Below are 15,438 nucleotides of genomic sequence, written 5' to 3' on the forward strand. Positions count from 1 at the left end.
TCGGTCAGGTGAGGGTGGTGGCGAGGATGCCGCCTGCGGCTCCGATGATCACGACGATCCAGGGCGGGAGCTTCCACGCGACGAGCAACACGAAGCAGACCAGCGCGAGTGCGAAGGTGGGCGGGGTGAGGATCGCGGTGGTGAACACGGGTGTGTAGAGGGCGGCGGCGAGGATGCCGACGACGGCCGCGTTCGCGCCCCGCATGATGGCCTGAACCCGCTCGTGGTGCTGCAGGCGGTTCCAGAACGGCAGCACGCCGATGAGGAGGAGGAAGCCGGGCAGGAAGATCCCGGCCAGCGCGATGCCCGCCCCCGCCGCCCCGCCCGGGCCGACGTCAGCGGCGCCGCCGAGGAAAGCGGCGAGGGTGAACAGCGGGCCGGGCACGGCCTGGGCTGCACCGTATCCGGCGAGGAAGTCCGCGTTCGTGACCCAGCCGGGATCGACGACGCCGGATTGCAGGAGCGGGAGCACGACGTGCCCGCCGCCGAATACGAGCGCTCCGGCCCGCGCGAACGCATCGAACAGGGCGACGCTGTCGTTGCCGGTGACGGCGGCGAGGATCGGCATCCCGGCCAGGATTGCGACGAACAGGGTGAGCGCGGCGATCCCCGCGGCCCGGGTCACCGGGAACCGCACCGCTGTCGCCGTGTTCGCGGCGGGTGCGCGGCAGACGAAGTATCCGGCGATCCCGCCGAGGACGATCGCCATGATTTGGCCGAGCGATCCGGCCAGCAGCAGCGCGGCGAGGGCTGCGACGGCTGCGATCGCGGCGCGCTGCCGGTCCGGGGTGAGTGTCTTCGCCATGCCGAGGACGGCCTGCGCGACGATCGCGACCGCCACGATCTTCAGCCCGGCGAGGATGCCTTCCCCGATGGTGCCGGTGAACAGGGCGGCGCCGGAGGCGAAGGCGAGCATGAGGGCCGCGGACGGGAGCGTGAAGGCGATGAATGCGGCCAGCGCGCCCCGGTATCCGGCGCGGTGCAGGCCGATGCCGAACCCGACCTGGCTCGAGGCCGGGCCGGGAAGGAACTGGCACAGCGCGACCAGGTCGGCGTAGGCGCGGTCGTCCATCCAGCGTCGGCGTTCCACGATCTCGGTGCGGAAGTAGCCCAGGTGCGCGATCGGCCCGCCGAACGAGGTCACCCCGAGGCGCAGGAACACCCGGAACACTTCCCACGCCGACCCGCGCACCGGCGCACGTCGCGTCTCGCTTGTCATGCGCCGTCACCGTCGACGGGAACGCACAGCTCGGCGAGCAGGCCACGGACGCGGGCCTCGATGTCAGCGGCGATCGCCGCAACGCCGTCTTCGGAGGCGAGGGCGGGGTCACCGACAGCCCAATCTTCGTAGCGGACGCCGGGGATGATCGGGCACACGTCCCCGCAGCCCATCGTGACCACGACGTCCGCGGCGCGGACGGCGTCGTCGGTGAGCGGCTTCGGGAACGCGGCCGCGGCGTCCTGCTCGCCTTCGATGTCGGCGAGGATCGAGCGCACGTGCGGGTGCACCTCGGCCGCTGGCGTCGACCCGGCCGACCGGGCAACAACCGCACCGCCGGAGAGCTGATTGACGAGGGCGGCGGCGAGCTGAGAACGGCCCGCGTTTGCGACGCACACGAACAGCACCTGCGGCATCCCCGTTTCGCGATCCCGTGTGAGGTCGGCGAGACGCTGACGGGCGAAACGTTCGGTGAGCGGGATCATATGCTGGGTGAGCTTCGCCGAGCGGACGAGACCCGCGAACGACTCGCGCACGATCGTGACGACGAGGTTGCGGTTCAGGTGCGTCATCTCGTCGGCGAGCTCGGCGGCGAGGTGCTCGACCTTCGCGTCGAGGGCGGCCAGTGCCGTCGCGCGGTCTTCCTGCTCGGCCTGCGCGTCGGCGATCGCGGCGGGCGCGAACGCGTCCAGCAGCGCGGTCACGGCCTGCTTCCGCGCCGGCAGGATGCTGTAGTACACCCAGGTGCCGCGCCGCTCGGAGGCCAGCAGCCCGGTGTCCTTGAGCTTCTTCAAGTGATGCGAGACGGTGGGCTGGGAGACGTCGGCGAGCTCGGCGAGGTCGCACACGCAGGCCTCGCCGCGCGGGTCCGTCGCGATCGCCGACAGCATCCGCAGCCGGAACGGATCGGCCAGCGCCTTGAGCGTTGAAGCGACAGCATCGGCGGCGTCTTCGCCGATGACGTGCGTCGGGGTCGGTGTGCAGAGCTCGGTGGTGGTCATGATGCCCTCGATTTGGTGACGGCGGGAACCGCATACGGGTCGGTGTGGAACCACGTGCGGGCGGCCCAGAGCGAGACATAGACCAGACCCACGAGCACGGGCACCTCGATGAGCGGGCCGACGACGCCTGCGAGGGCCTGGCCGCTGGTCGCGCCGAAGGTGCCGATCGCGACGGCGATGGCGAGCTCGAAGTTGTTGCCTGCCGCCGTGAACGCGAGGGTCGTCGAGCGGGCGTAGTTGAGGCCGATGCCCTTCCCGAGCAGGAGGCCTGCGAACCACATGATCGCGAAGTACGCCAACAGCGGCAGCGCGATCCGGGCGACGTCCCACGGCTGCGACGTGATCGCCTCACCCTGCAGCGCGAATAGCAGCACGATCGTGAACAGGAGGCCGTAGAGCGCGAACGGGCCGATAAAGGGGATGAACTTCGCCTCGTACCAGTCGCGGCCCTTCGCCTTCTCACCGAAGAAGCGAGTGAGGAACCCAGCCGCGAGCGGGACGCCAAGGAATACGAGCACGTTGATCGCGATCTGCCCGATCGAGATATCCAGGCCTTGGGAGTCGAGGCCGAGCCAGCCCGGCAGCACGGTGAGGTAGAACCAGCCGAGCAGCGAGAACGCGACGACCTGGAACACGGAGTTGATGAACACCAGCACCGCGGTCGCTTCACGTTCGCCGCAAGCGAGGTCGTTCCAGATCACCACCATCGCGATGCAACGCGCGAGCCCCACGATGATGAGACCGGTGCGGTACTCGGGCAGATCGGGCAGGAAGAGCCACGCGAGGGCGAACATCACGGCAGGCCCTGCGATCCAGTTCAGGATCAGCGATGAGACGAGGAGCTTTTTGTCTCCCGTGACAGCGGCGACCTTGTCGTAGCGGACCTTCGCCAGCACCGGATACATCATCACCAGCAGTCCGAGACCGATCGGCACCGAGATACCACCGACCTCCATATGCGCGAGCAGGTCGGACAGTGCGGGGATGAAGCGGCCGAGGAGGAGGCCCGCGACCATGGCGAGCCCGATCCACAGCGGCAGCCACCGGTCAAGGGTGGACAGCTTCGCCGGCATCGCGCGGGTCTGGGTTGCGGTGCTCATACGATCAGCTCGTCAATCTTGCCCGCGATGATCGGCTTCGGGTGTGCGCCGATGAGCACGTCGACGCGCTCACCGCCCCGGTAGAACCCGAGAGTCGGGATCGACGTGACATCAGCAGCCATCGCGGTCTGCGGGTTGGCGTCCGCGTCGAGCTTCACGATCTTCACGCGGCCGTCGTACTCGCCGGCGAGATCGTCGAGGATCGGTGCGATCGCCTTGCACGGCCCGCACCAGGTCGCCCAGATGTCGACCACGACGGGGATGTCGGACTGCAGCACCTCGGCCTCGAACGTGGCGTCGGTGACGGTGATGGTCGCGCTCATGCGGACACCTCCAGAAGTTCGGTCTCGGTCTCGTCGGCAGGCAGGCCGGCGAGGAAATGCTGCGCGTCAAGGGCCGCGGCACAGCCCGTGCCCGATGCCGTGATCGCCTGCCGGTAACGGCGGTCGACGAGATCACCCGCGGCGAACACGCCAGGCAGGTTCGTCGCGGTCGACGGATGGTCGACGAGCACGTAGCCGTCGTCGTCGAGATCGACCTGCCCGGTCAGCAGCTCCGAGCGCGGGTCGTGCCCGATCGCAACGAACACGCCAGAGATCGGAAGGGCACGCTCGTCACCGGTGACGGTGTCGCGCAGGCGGAGCGCTTCGACGGCGTTCTCACCGACGAGCTCGGCGACTTCACTGTTCCAGGCGACCTCGATCTTCGGATCGGCGCGCACCCGCTCGGCCATGATCTTCGACGCCCGGAAGTCATCACGCCGGTGCACGATCGTGACCTTCGACGCGAAGCGCGTGAGGAACAGTGCCTCTTCCATCGCGGAGTCCCCGCCGCCGACGACGGCGATCTCCTTCTCGCGGAAGAAGAAGCCGTCGCAGGTCGCGCACCATGACAGGCCGTGACCGGAGAGCCGAGCTTCCTCGGCGAGGCCGAGCTTGCGGTAAGCGGAACCGGTGGTGAGGATCACGCTACGCGCCTCGAACGTTTCGCCCGAGCCGGTCTCGATCGTCTTGACCTCGCCTGCGAGGTCGAGCCGGGTCGCGTCGTCGTAGACGATACGCGCCCCGAAGCGCTCGGCCTGCGCACGCATCGCGTCCATCAGGTCCGGGCCCTGCACCCCGTCGGTGAAGCCCGGGAAGTTCTCGACCTCGGTGGTCGTCATGAGCGAACCGCCGGCGGTCACCGAGCCAGCGACCACGACGGGAGAAAGCCCCGCCCTGGCCGCGTAGACCGCGGCCGTATACCCCGCCGGACCAGACCCGACGATCACCACCTGTTGCATCGACATGTCTCTATATTGACATTCATCGAACCAAGCGGCAAGTCGGGTAGGTGCGTTCGGGAGGTTGTTCGCCGAGTGTTCACCCGGCGGAGTCGCCGCCGTCATCTACAGGACGGTCGACTCGGGCGGGATGCGCATAGCGGAGGGCGGTGTCGATGCCGATGCCGAACAGGTCGCAGATGCGTCGCACATCGCCGCCGGCCTGTTCGACCTCGTAGAGGATGCGGTCAGTGCGCAGCGCCTGCGCGGTGACTCCGGCCTTCTTCCAGGGGAAGTTCCGGCCCGGTGGCGACAGGCGCGGCGCGGTCTGGATCGTGACGAGCAGGTACGGGTTCTTCGTCTCGGGCCAACGCGTGGCGCGATGGTCGAGCCAGGCGGCCAGGCGCACCCGCACGGGTTCGGCGAGCGGGATCGTACGGCCGTCGGGCATGCGGAGTCTGCCGTCAATGATATCGGTGAGCTGGACGTGCTGCACCTGTTGCGTGGTGAGGGCGTGGAAAGCGACGAGGGCGACGGCCAGAGCGATTGCGGGGTCAGGGCTGGTGAGCGCGTCACGGATCGCGGACTTCTCCATCGGGAGCGGGATCGTGCGTTTGGGGCCGCGCAGCGGAATCGGTTTCGTCGGGTCGGCGAAGACGATCTTGCGGCCGCGCAGGATCGTGAACAGGGTGCGGAAGCCGAGCATCATCGTGTGCTGGCGGCTCGGATCATCCGGGAGCGCGTCGAGGATGTCTTCAGTGCTGATCCCGGTCAGGCTGGTGCGGCCTTCCTCGACCCAGCGGGTGATCGCGGGGAGGATGCCGTACATCTGCCCTTTCACGGTCATCGTGTCGCGGGGTTGACGGCGCGGCGTGGTCTTCGATCCGTCGGCCATGATGTCGCGCCAGAGTTCGAGCTGGGAGCGCATCGGCTCGGGCAGATGCCTGGTCTTACGGGCGAAGAGCTGCTCGAACGTCGGCACTCGGTCGTCGATGAGGAGGTCGGCGTCGCCCAGGACTTCGATCGTGGAGCGGATGTTGCCGTCATCGTCGTAGCGGCGCATCGCGAGAATGTCGGAAGCACGGAAGTGCAGATTCGCGCCGGGGAACACGAGCTGGAGAATCTTCAACGTGCGCCGCACCTGGTTCGTCTGCCGTTTGCTCCACGCATACTCGGCGGCGCGGGCGTACAGGAAGTGATCGGTGCGGGAGGTGATGTCGCGCAGCCGGATCTCGTTCGAGCGCTGCCGCACCCGTTCCGGGTCGGGATCCAGATCGAACAGCACCGGCTGGGTGCTCTCGGCGACCGGCGGCGGCGCGGCGACGAGCCGGATCGCTTGGCGCAGGCTCATCGCCATCGGCCGGTGCTTCTCGGCAGGCCTGCGGGGATCGTTCATCACGGCGAAGAACAGTTGCGCCCCGAACTTTCGCGGTGCGTCGAGGTCGAGCGGTTCGCCGAGTACTTGCAGCATCCGGGCGGTCTCCAGGCAGAGGCGGCAGTAGCCCTGCTCACCGATGGTGACGTCGCGATGGCACGAGACGCATTCGCCTTGCGGGTAGTGCTTGAACCACCAGCGGCACTTCGGGCACCGCCAGTTGCGATTCCGGTAGACGCCCCAGGCCAGGCAATCACGGCAGGACCCCATGAAGCCGGGACTTCCCGGATGGCAATGCGCGCACAATCCTTGGCTGTAGTACTCGCTCGATCCGCATCTGCGGCATAGCGGCGGAGCGAAGGGGCCGCCGGGGATGCAGTCGTAGCAGTAGTCGACGCGAGGCTGGAGCCACGCGGCCGGTTTCACGCCGCACCCCGTGCAGGGCAGCGGCGGGCTCAGCGGCCCGTTCGGACCGCGTGCCGGACTCATAGTGGCGGGGCGGGCCGGTCATCCTTCGCGCCCAACCGTGGCGTCACTCGCGGTGTCGAACCGTTGGCCTCGCTGTGCTGCTCGAGCCTTCGCGTGCGCGCGCTGACCTTTTCCGGTTCGGGCACGAGGAGGTCTGTCGGCTGGCAGTCCAGGACGTGGCAGATCACGTCGAGATCATCAAGGCGGATCGTCGTCGGAGTGCCCGTCCACAGCCCCGACATCTTGCCCTGGCTCATCTCCAACCCAGCGGCGGCGAGCATGCGCCGCAACTCCGCAGACTTCCAGATGCCGCGCTCAGCGGCCTGGACTCTCAGGTTCCACTTCATCAGTCACGCCATCCCTTCGAATCGTTCCTCAACGCTCTTGTTCGCGTGCGCCCACGCATCCTCGATGTGCTGGCTCGAGACGTGGATGTACTGCGTCGTCGTCGACAGCCACTGATGCCCGAGCAGTTCTTGGAGGGCTTTCAAGTCCATACCCGCCAGATACAGCGACGACGCGCAATAGTGCCGCAGCACGTGCGGAGTCAGATCACCCGACCACGCAGGCAGAAACCGCTCGGTCGCACGCACCAGCCCGCGCCGGAGCACATCGTCGCTGGCCCTCCCCGTGCGGCCGAGCTCATGATCGAACCGTTCCGACGGGATCAGCGGCGCATCCGGGTCATCCCAATCCGGGCCGAACCTGTGCCGCACGTCGCCGAGCCACCAATCCATGAGCTTGTCGGCACCGTTGATCGCGGGAACCAGGCGCTGCTTCGAGCCGCGCCCGCGCGAGCCTTTCCCAAATCGGACATGCAGTTTCCCGAGCGTGCCGAGATCGGGCCGCCAGTCGCGAAGATCGAGTTTCGTGCTCTCCGTGATCCGCAGCCCGACTCGCCGCCACAACGACGCCGCGAAGTAGTTCCGCGCCGCCGGGAGAAATCGCCGCTCATCCTGCAACGAAGCCGCCCAGCCGCCGAAGAGTCGGTCGACCTCCGCGTCCGAGGGCGGGACGCGGACTTTGCCGAGCGACGAACCCGATTGCCGGTTGTACTCATCGATGGGCTGCTCGATCACCCACCCGGTAAGCGCGTTGATGTCGGCCTGATACCGACTGATCGCAAAGTCGAAGAACTGGGCGATCACGCCCGCTTTGCCCGCACGCGTCGAAGCCGCAAGACCCGCTCGGCGAAGCCCGGCAAGAAACGCGTCCGCGTCGGCGGGCTTGACCTGCCACAGCGGGATATTCACGTGCGAACGGAGCTCGAAGATCGCTGTTCGTGAGTGCGAGATGTAAGCGTCGCTGAGCCCAGCTGCGGCCATCGCGAGCGCGTACTGGTCGATGATCTCCTGCTCGAAGTCCGCAGCATCTTCCTCGGACCGCCACCCGCGAGCGGTCCCGATACTCCGAACGACAGCGAGGTTCATCAGCCCGCTACTTCAGCAATCCTGACCATGCATCAAGAATACGCCCGAATCGTCAGGAATCGTGATGGTTTGTCAGGAATCTTGATCCGGCGTGGCTTCGTTGCTACAGCGGGCAGGACGCACCTGAACCACATGGAAGCAACTCACGAAGACGCGGGAATAGAGACAAATCCGCCTAACCCCACAGCTCCCGGTAGCACTGCGGGCCTGTCATGAGCATGCAGGGCGCACCCATCTCGTCACCGCGAACGGTGTCGCCTGTAGGGGCGGCGGCGCGATGAGCGGCTTGTCCGAGGAGGAACTCGCCCAACACTCGACCGCGTTGGTGGACGGGTTGGAAGAGATCGCGCAGAGATACCCAGAGCACGTCATTCTCGCGTGGGAGGACCCCGTCACCTTCGGGAGCGGCCATTTCTTCCTGTATCCAGAAGCAGGCTCGATGACCCGGTTCGCGGTCGAGGAGCAATACACGGGCACCGATTGGTCCGACGACGATCGGGTGGCAACCTCGTGGACATGGGATTCACAGGCACGAGTTCGGCAAGCTGATGGCAGCTATCCCTGGAGGTCTCTCGCGCATGGCGAAGTCAAGGCCGGCGACTATCAGCAGCTACTGGACCTCGCCAAGGAATGGGCGAAGACTTCTCACGATCATGCAGAACGGGAACAGGCCCTCACCGCTGATCCCATCACGACGACGGCCGTCGACCGGGCGGGCGGGCCGCGCACCTTGTTGTCATGAACCCAAGAAATCACCCTCCAATGTCTTCGCTCGTTTTCGTTCGTGCGGACGTGATCGTATGAGTCTGCGCCGTGCCCGCCGAACCCCACAGAACCCACCCGTCCCACCCGTCCCACCGTCAGACCAGCGCGCAGAGATGGTCGTGGTGCCACCGGTGCTTCCGCAGATCCTCCTCGAGGCCATCAATGCCGACACACTCATCGCCACCGTCAACGGAGATAAGCTCTCGGCCACCCCGATCCGGCGAAGCGATATCACGCAGACCCTCACCGAGCTCATCGCCCGGCTCGGATCACCGACACGGGTGGAGGTGCGGGAGCTGGATGGCAGCGTCCACGCCGATATCCTCACCGCGCCCGCACCGCAGCCTCGGTCACCGTTTGCCCCGCCCGCCGACGTACCCGCAGCGGTGGTGCTACCGAGCTTGTTGGAGTTCGCCGCCGATGGATTCGTACCCGGCGAGGATGTTGCCCTCGCCCTGATTCTCCGCCATTCCTCCGCAGGACCGACGGGCACCGCCCGGGCGCTTTTGGATCGTGGAGAGAAACCAGTCGTGACAGGTGAGGTGATTCTGTTCGGCCGGATCTCCGGCACCACATCGGTGCAGCGCATCGACTGACCCGGCACAGCGCCCCGCACCTGTTCTCCTGACCCCGCACGCCCTGTCTCGGGGTCAGGAAGGTGGCCCGTCATGTCTGGCCCTGTGCAGGCGAAACCCGCCAACGATCTCTTCATCAACCTCGCCCTCGGCACCCTCATTGCCGCTGCCGGCTTCACCGGACTCATAAGAATCGCAGGCAGCGTGGCAGCGTTCCTCAGTGGCCTGCCGGAACCCACCGAAGGGTTCACCTCCGGCGTCAGCGTTCTCGCCACCCCCACCGATCCAGGGAAAGCACTCGGTGCTGACGGCCTCAACCCGATCCTCTACTGGGTCATCGTCGCCCTGTTCCTCGGGATCCTCGGAACGGCGGGCTTCTTCGTCTGGCGGGCAATCCACCAGGCCCACTCAAAAACCGACCCGCACTGGTTGGCCGGCACCGCAACAGCAGCCGAGGTCGCCCGGGTTGCCTCGGCAAAGGCCCTGGTAAAGAAGGCTGCAACGCTGCGGCCGTCACTGACCGGAAAGCCGGTCCCTGCCGATGTTGGATATCTCCTCGGCACCGGCAAAGGCGGGCAGGTGTGGGCGACCGTTGAAGACAGCATCCTGTTGATCGGTCCGCCCCGTTCCGGGAAAGGTTTGCATGTGGTCATCAACGCAATTCTCGACGCGCCCGGTGCTGTCATCACAACCTCCACCCGCCCTGACAATCTCACCGCGACGTTGAAAGCGCGGGCACGGAAGGGAAAGGTTGCCGTCTTCGACCCGCAGCAGCTGGCCCCGGGACTGCCCGCGGGGATGCGCTGGTCACCGGTGAGGGGCTGCCAGGACCCGTTGACGGCGATGATCCGCGCGAAAGGCCTTGCCACGGCCACCGGGTTCGGTGGTGTCCAAGATGCCGGATTCTGGGAAGGAAAGACCACTGCCGCAATCCAAGGACTCCTGCACGCGGCAGCACTGGATGGGCGCGGCGCGAGAACGCTCTACAAGTGGGCACTAAACCCGACTCTCGCCGCCGATGCTGTCCGGATCCTCTCCTCACACCCGGGAGCAGCGGAAGGATGGGCAGACTCATTGGATGCGATGGTGCAAGCCGACCCACGCACCAGGGACTCCATCTGGCAAGGCGTCTCCCTCGCGTTCTCCGCCCTGGCCGATCCTCGCGTCCTTGACGCGGTGAGCCCAGCCCCGGGCGAAGAGTTCGACCCGGAATCATTCCTGTTGGGTAACGGAACTTTGTACCTACTGGCGACGGGGGCCGGTGCTGGGGCGGCATCTGCGCTGGTGGCGGCGTTCATCGAAGACCTCGTCGAGACCGCGAGGAAGATCGCCGCACACTCACCGGGAGCCCGCATGGACCCACCTCTCCTGCTCGCGCTCGACGAGATCGGGAACCTCGCACCGTTACCCAGTCTGCCGACGCTGATGGCGGAAGGCGGCGGCACCGGCATCACCCCGCTGCCGGTGCTGCAGTCGCTGGCCCAAGCGCGGGAAAAGTGGGGCGAGAACCAGGCCAACGCGATCTGGGACGCCTCCATCGTGAAGATCATCCTCGGAGGCGCATCCAACAGCAGAGACCTGCAAGACCTCGCCACCCTCATCGGGGACCGCGACGAAACCACCGACTCCATTACCACCGACGCGTACGGAGCGCACTCGAGCCAGCGATCGATCCGACGCGTGCCGATCCTGCCACCCGATGTGCTGCGCACGCTCCCGTTCGGAACCGGGGTGGTGATGCTCCGCACCGCACGCCCCATCATCACGAACTTGCGGCCTTGGCCGAACCGCGCCGACTCGAAGCAACTCCGCACCGACCGGGCCGAGATCGAGCAGACACTTCAGGGCCGTGCCAGATAGTCCGGATCGGGATCGTACCTGTCGGGTAGTCCCAGCGATTCCGCGGGGGCGATGATCGATAGGAGTGAAGCTGATGACTATTCGCACGAAGGAATCCCTCTCGGGTTTCATCGCATCCGACCCGGAACTGACGTTCACCAGCAAAGGGGATGCGCGTTTGTATATGCGTGTCGGGCAACCGCAGGCCCGCTTCGAAGAAGACGGTACTTTCACAAACCTGGATCCGGCATTCACTGACCTCGTGATGTTCCGTAAATCCGCTGAACTCGCGCATGCGCAGTTCCGTAAAGGCGACAACTTCATCGCCGAGGGTGAAACCCGCACATACACCGGCAACGAAGGGGCCGACCGAGAACAGTTTGTCGCGTCCCGAATCGGACATGACAACAACATCACCCGCTACACGGTTGACCGCACCGGCCCGGAACGCGACGCTGCAAAGCGGGAGGCCCCGGTACAGGAACAAGTGCAACAGGCACTCGCGGAGCGAGAAGCGCAGCTGGACCCTGAACCTGCCACAGCTGCCCGCGACAACACCCCTCCTCGCGAGGCCGTGGCCCGATGACCCGGGTGCGGCGACCAGTACCCCGTACACCTCCATCTGGTCGCCGCACTCGACTTCTTACTTGGCGCACTGTCCCGGTGCGTACGACTTCTTCGCCGATGGAGTTTCTCATGAACCCCGATAACACCTCGCCTCATTTACCCCAGCCAAAGCCTGACTTCGATGGGGTGGACCTGTCTGACTTGCCTCCGGAGATCGAAGCGAAGACCCGGCAGCTCGCGAAACAGGCCTACGTGAACGACCTCGCCGCGACGCTTGCCGCTGTGCCTCGTCCGATTAACTGGCTCACCCTGCCACCTGATGATGTCGAACACGAACTCCTCGCCCTGAATGCCTGGGTTGACTGGCTCCGTCACACCTACGGCCTGCCCGCCCAGGTCGTGCCGCCGATGTGGCACCGTCACCCCGAACTCTTGTGGGAACTCTCGGCACTCAGGCAACACTGGTTGTTCTGTTTCGACCCGCAAGCCAAAGGGAACCAGGCCCTTGCCTGGCATCACGACTTCGCTGTCGCCCGGGAACGCCTCCGCGACTGGGTCACGATATCCGGTACTCGGCTTGACCGCGACCGACCCACCAGGGTCACGCCATGGCCCGGCGGGGAAGCTGAAGATTGGGTCGAACCCGACACGGCTGAACGACCAGTGGCCGATCGTACGGACGATTTCGCTTCCTTCGTCGCCGAGCAGGTTGCGGGTCGGCTGGCAGAGCTGGACGCGGTCATTCGGAAAGTAGTAGAGGATGAGAGGCGCGGGCAATGAGCCGTACGAAGCGGTATGAGCGCCGAACTGGATACGTGCCGTACGCGGAGCGACGCTTTTTCGTCGACGCAGTTCACAGGCCTGAGCCCGACCTTGGGGTCCTCACGGAACTGTTTATCCGTCTTACGCTCGAACGTGTCGCTGAAGCCCGCGAGCAGCGTGAGGGCGCAAAGCCGCCGTCATCTTTCAAATCTCCTCAGCACCTGTAACTCACTGGCACCGCAAGGTACCATCGAACAACTACACGCCCTTCCAACCTGAACGGTCGGGGCGCGCACTAACCACACGCGAACCGCTCCTCACCGAACCGGAACGCAGACGCCAGGCTCATCGCCGGCAGCCACCACACTCGACGCACGCACCTGCTGGCAGGGCATTTCCATTTCTGTTTCTGTCGAGTGAAAGGTGGCCCGCCATGCGCGCTCGCACCCTCCAGGCTCCAGCCCAGAGTCAACAATCTCCTCTCGGAACAGCGACAAGACCGCTCGGAGTTGCCCTCTCCGGCGAAGCCTTCGCCGTCTCCTATCTGCGCGTCTCTACCAAAGAGCAGGCTGAGAAAGGAGGCCAGGACGAAGGTTTCTCAATCCCTGCGCAACGGGACGCGAATCTGCACAAAGCCTCCCAGCTTGGGGCGGTCGTCATTGAAGAGTTCGTTGATGCGGGTGAGTCCGCGAAGAAGGCTGACCGGCCTGCCTTGCAGCGCATGATCCAGTACGTGAAAACCCACCGGGTCGCGTACTGCATAGTGCACAAAGTCGACCGCCTCGCACGAAACCGTGCCGATGACGTCGCCATCCACTTCGCCCTCCAAGAAGCCGGAGTGATGCTGGTCTCAGCGACGGAGAACATCGACGAAACCCCTTCGGGGATGCTGCTCCACGGCATCATGTCCACGATCGCGGAGTTCTACTCGCGAAACCTCGCCACCGAAGTCGTCAAAGGGATGACCCAGAAAGCCATGACCGGTGGCACCCCGTCGAAGGCTCCACTCGGATACCTAAACACGCTCGAACGCGACGAACTCGGCCGTGAGGTCCGCTCCGTCGCACTCGACCCGGAACGTGCTCCGCTCGTGAAGTGGGCCTTCGAAGCATACGCAGCCGGAAACTACTCACTGGCGAAACTGACCGCTGAGCTCTTGGGCAGAGGGCTCATCTCCGTGCCAAGCCCGCGACGACCTTCGAGGTCGATCCCGCTATCTTCAGTGCATCGGATGCTGCAGAATCCCTACTACAAAGGGGACGTCGTCTACCGCGGGGTCCGTTACGACGGTGCCCACGAACGGATCGTCGAGCCTGAAGTCTGGTACCAAGTGCAGTCCGTGCTCGCCTCGCACAACGCGTCCGGTGATCGCACGCAGAAGCACGACCACTACCTCAAAGGCAGCGTGTTCTGCCAGCAGTGCGGGGCGCGACTGATGGTAAACAAGACCAAAGCTCGCAACGGTGATATCTACCCGTACTTCGTCTGCCTCGGTCGTCATCGAAAGCGCACCGACTGCACGCAAGCAGCGATCCTGACGACCGACGTCGAAGCGCTCATCGTTGATTACTACCAGCGTGTGCAGATCACGCCGGCTACTCGGGATGCGCTGCGCGGCATGCTCCACCACGAACTTGACCGCCTCACTAAGTCCTCGTCAACCGAGGTCGCCGACCTCACTCGCAGGCGTGCAAAGAACATCACAGAGCAAGACCGGCTCCTCGAAGCGCACCTGAAAGATGCCTTGAGCTTGGAGCAGTTCGCGAAGTTCCAAGATCGACTCCGTGCTGAGGTCGCCGCGATCGATGACCGTCTTGCAGAGCACCACAACGACTACGCCGAAGCACGGCACCACATCGATGACTGTCTTGACCTTGCGGCCGACATTGGGCGGATTTACGCCGGGTGTGACGACCAGAATCGACGCCTAGCGAACCAGGCGTTCTTTACTCGCATCCGCATTGGCGAGCACAAAGAGATAAAAGGTGAACTGGCGAAGCCATTCAACGTAATCCTCGACCCGGAAGTGCAGCGCGGAGCGGCTGCGTGGAGCGAGCAGGGCGACGGAGCGGAGACCGACGGCCGAACTGCGACACGCACTAACGTGTCGCAGTTTCGAACGTCGAACATTGGGTGCCCCCGGCAGGATTCGAACCTGCGACCAAGAGATTAGAAGGCTCTTGCTCTATCCCCTGAGCTACGGAGGCGACTCGACCAGCGTACTATGCCGGCCGGGACGGCTTCGCTCAGCCCCATCCCTCGAGCGCCCGCCGGGCCTCGTACAGCGCCGACTCGTAGCCCTCGTCCGGGTCGCGAATTAGCCGAATCGCCGCCGCCACCCGCACACCAATCTCGGCGCCACCCCGAGCGCCCGCCTGCTCGAGCGCAGGAACGGCAGCGTCCCCTAGCGCCGAGAACGCTCGACCAAGGCTGAGCTGCACCTCCCGGCTCCCCCGGTCCAGCTGAGTTGTCAACTGCTCGGCCAACCACGCCGCGTGATCGATGGGAACGAGCACGACGGCTGCCCGCCACGCACTGCGTGCGACGTCGTCGTCGGGATCCTGCAGGAGAGCCACGGAAATCGCAGCCCACCCGCGCGGGTCACCGATCTTCGAGAGCGTGTGCAGCGCCTGGCTGCGTGCCTGGGTAGCAGGAGCCCGAACCTCGAGCAGCAATCGAGGCACCACCAGATCTGCCGGTTGCCGAGTGAGCGACCACGTGAGCATTTCGCGCACGCCGAAGTCGGATTCGTCGGCGCACCGGGCGACCAGCACCTCGAGATACTCGGGCTCTGGGTAGGTTCCAGCGGTCAGTGCCGCTTGCAGACGATCGGAGGAATCAGCAGCGCCCAGAGCCGCGTGCAGCCGCGCTGCGGCCGCTCCGTTGTGCGTGGTAGTCATGCCTCCATCAAACACGTTCCCCGGAGCACCCGGTCACATGTGACGCGCGCTGGCTCGCGAGCTGGGTGCCAATCTGAGATCTGGCTTCGCGGCGACCTTTCCCCCACTAGTGCTCGAAGCCCACTTTCATTAGCGTGGAGGGGTCGACGCTGTGCCGCCGCAGGAAAGGACATCTC

Annotated in this window: 15 protein-coding genes and 1 tRNA gene; 6 read left to right on the forward strand and 10 right to left on the reverse strand. The window is 65.5% G+C overall.

Annotated elements, in window-relative coordinates; translation table 11 throughout:
- Positions 1–4: 4 nt before the first annotated feature.
- The 8 genes from chrA to JW030_RS07275 form a co-directional block, all read right to left on the reverse strand.
- A complete protein-coding gene (gene chrA / locus JW030_RS07240; RefSeq protein WP_188046639.1) occupies positions 5–1,219 on the reverse strand; it encodes a chromate efflux transporter in 1,215 nt (404 codons plus the stop codon).
- Entirely contained in the window at positions 1,216–2,220 is a 1,005-nt protein-coding gene (locus tag JW030_RS07245; RefSeq protein WP_054683691.1) for a metalloregulator ArsR/SmtB family transcription factor, read from the reverse strand. Before JW030_RS07245 ends, chrA begins: the two co-directional genes overlap by 4 nt.
- On the reverse strand, positions 2,217–3,320 hold the full coding sequence (gene arsB / locus JW030_RS07250) for an ACR3 family arsenite efflux transporter (protein WP_188046640.1): 1,104 nt from the start codon (positions 3,318–3,320) through the stop codon (positions 2,217–2,219). The genes JW030_RS07245 and arsB overlap by 4 nt, the downstream gene beginning before the upstream one ends.
- Positions 3,317–3,643 carry a thioredoxin gene (trxA, locus tag JW030_RS07255; RefSeq protein ID WP_054683694.1) on the reverse strand — a complete coding sequence of 109 codons (327 nt, stop codon included), beginning with the start codon at positions 3,641–3,643 and terminating at the stop codon, positions 3,317–3,319. The genes arsB and trxA overlap by 4 nt, the downstream gene beginning before the upstream one ends.
- Entirely contained in the window at positions 3,640–4,608 is a 969-nt protein-coding gene (gene trxB, locus JW030_RS07260) for a thioredoxin-disulfide reductase (RefSeq protein ID WP_054683697.1), read from the reverse strand. The genes trxA and trxB overlap by 4 nt, the downstream gene beginning before the upstream one ends.
- A gap of 73 nt (positions 4,609–4,681) precedes the next feature.
- Complete coding sequence (locus JW030_RS07265) at positions 4,682–6,382, reverse strand: hypothetical protein (RefSeq protein ID WP_206348528.1); 1,701 nt, start codon at positions 6,380–6,382, stop codon at positions 4,682–4,684.
- 59 nt (positions 6,383–6,441) lie between these two features.
- On the reverse strand, positions 6,442–6,771 hold the full coding sequence (locus tag JW030_RS07270) for a helix-turn-helix transcriptional regulator (RefSeq protein WP_054683702.1): 330 nt from the start codon (positions 6,769–6,771) through the stop codon (positions 6,442–6,444).
- Positions 6,772–6,774: 3 nt separating this feature from the next.
- Positions 6,775–7,854 (reverse strand): tyrosine-type recombinase/integrase, encoded by a 1,080-nt coding sequence (locus JW030_RS07275; RefSeq protein ID WP_026937607.1) that lies wholly within the window; start codon positions 7,852–7,854, stop codon positions 6,775–6,777.
- A 277-nt stretch (positions 7,855–8,131) separates the two neighbouring features.
- On the opposite strand from JW030_RS07275, the gene JW030_RS07280 reads away from it, so the two are divergent.
- The 6 genes from JW030_RS07280 (at position 8,132) to JW030_RS07305 (ending at position 14,535) form a co-directional block, all read left to right on the forward strand.
- Positions 8,132–8,596: a hypothetical protein gene (locus JW030_RS07280; protein ID WP_183664360.1), complete on the forward strand. Its 465-nt coding sequence runs from the start codon at positions 8,132–8,134 to the stop codon at positions 8,594–8,596.
- A 154-nt stretch (positions 8,597–8,750) separates the two neighbouring features.
- Entirely contained in the window at positions 8,751–9,215 is a 465-nt protein-coding gene (locus JW030_RS07285) for a hypothetical protein (protein WP_183664358.1), read from the forward strand.
- Between the two features lie 72 nt (positions 9,216–9,287).
- Entirely contained in the window at positions 9,288–11,054 is a 1,767-nt protein-coding gene (locus JW030_RS07290; protein ID WP_183664356.1) for a type IV secretory system conjugative DNA transfer family protein, read from the forward strand.
- Between the two features lie 73 nt (positions 11,055–11,127).
- Complete coding sequence (locus tag JW030_RS07295) at positions 11,128–11,619, forward strand: single-stranded DNA-binding protein (RefSeq protein ID WP_183664354.1); 492 nt, start codon at positions 11,128–11,130, stop codon at positions 11,617–11,619.
- Positions 11,620–11,729: 110 nt separating this feature from the next.
- Positions 11,730–12,380 (forward strand): hypothetical protein, encoded by a 651-nt coding sequence (locus tag JW030_RS07300; RefSeq protein WP_206348530.1) that lies wholly within the window; start codon positions 11,730–11,732, stop codon positions 12,378–12,380.
- Between the two features lie 415 nt (positions 12,381–12,795).
- Positions 12,796–14,535, forward strand: coding sequence for a recombinase family protein (locus JW030_RS07305; protein ID WP_188046648.1), 1,740 nt, complete (start codon positions 12,796–12,798; stop codon positions 14,533–14,535).
- Here JW030_RS07305 and JW030_RS07310 read toward each other — a convergent pair.
- Positions 14,497–14,569, reverse strand: a tRNA-Arg gene (locus JW030_RS07310). The genes JW030_RS07305 and JW030_RS07310 overlap by 39 nt on opposite strands.
- 39 nt (positions 14,570–14,608) lie before the next feature.
- Positions 14,609–15,262: a HEAT repeat domain-containing protein gene (locus JW030_RS07315; protein WP_188046642.1), complete on the reverse strand. Its 654-nt coding sequence runs from the start codon at positions 15,260–15,262 to the stop codon at positions 14,609–14,611.
- Positions 15,263–15,438 lie beyond the last annotated feature (176 nt).

It is taken from the genome of Leucobacter sp. CX169, from assembly GCF_017161405.1.
Classification (GTDB): Bacteria; Actinomycetota; Actinomycetes; order Actinomycetales; family Microbacteriaceae; genus Cx-87.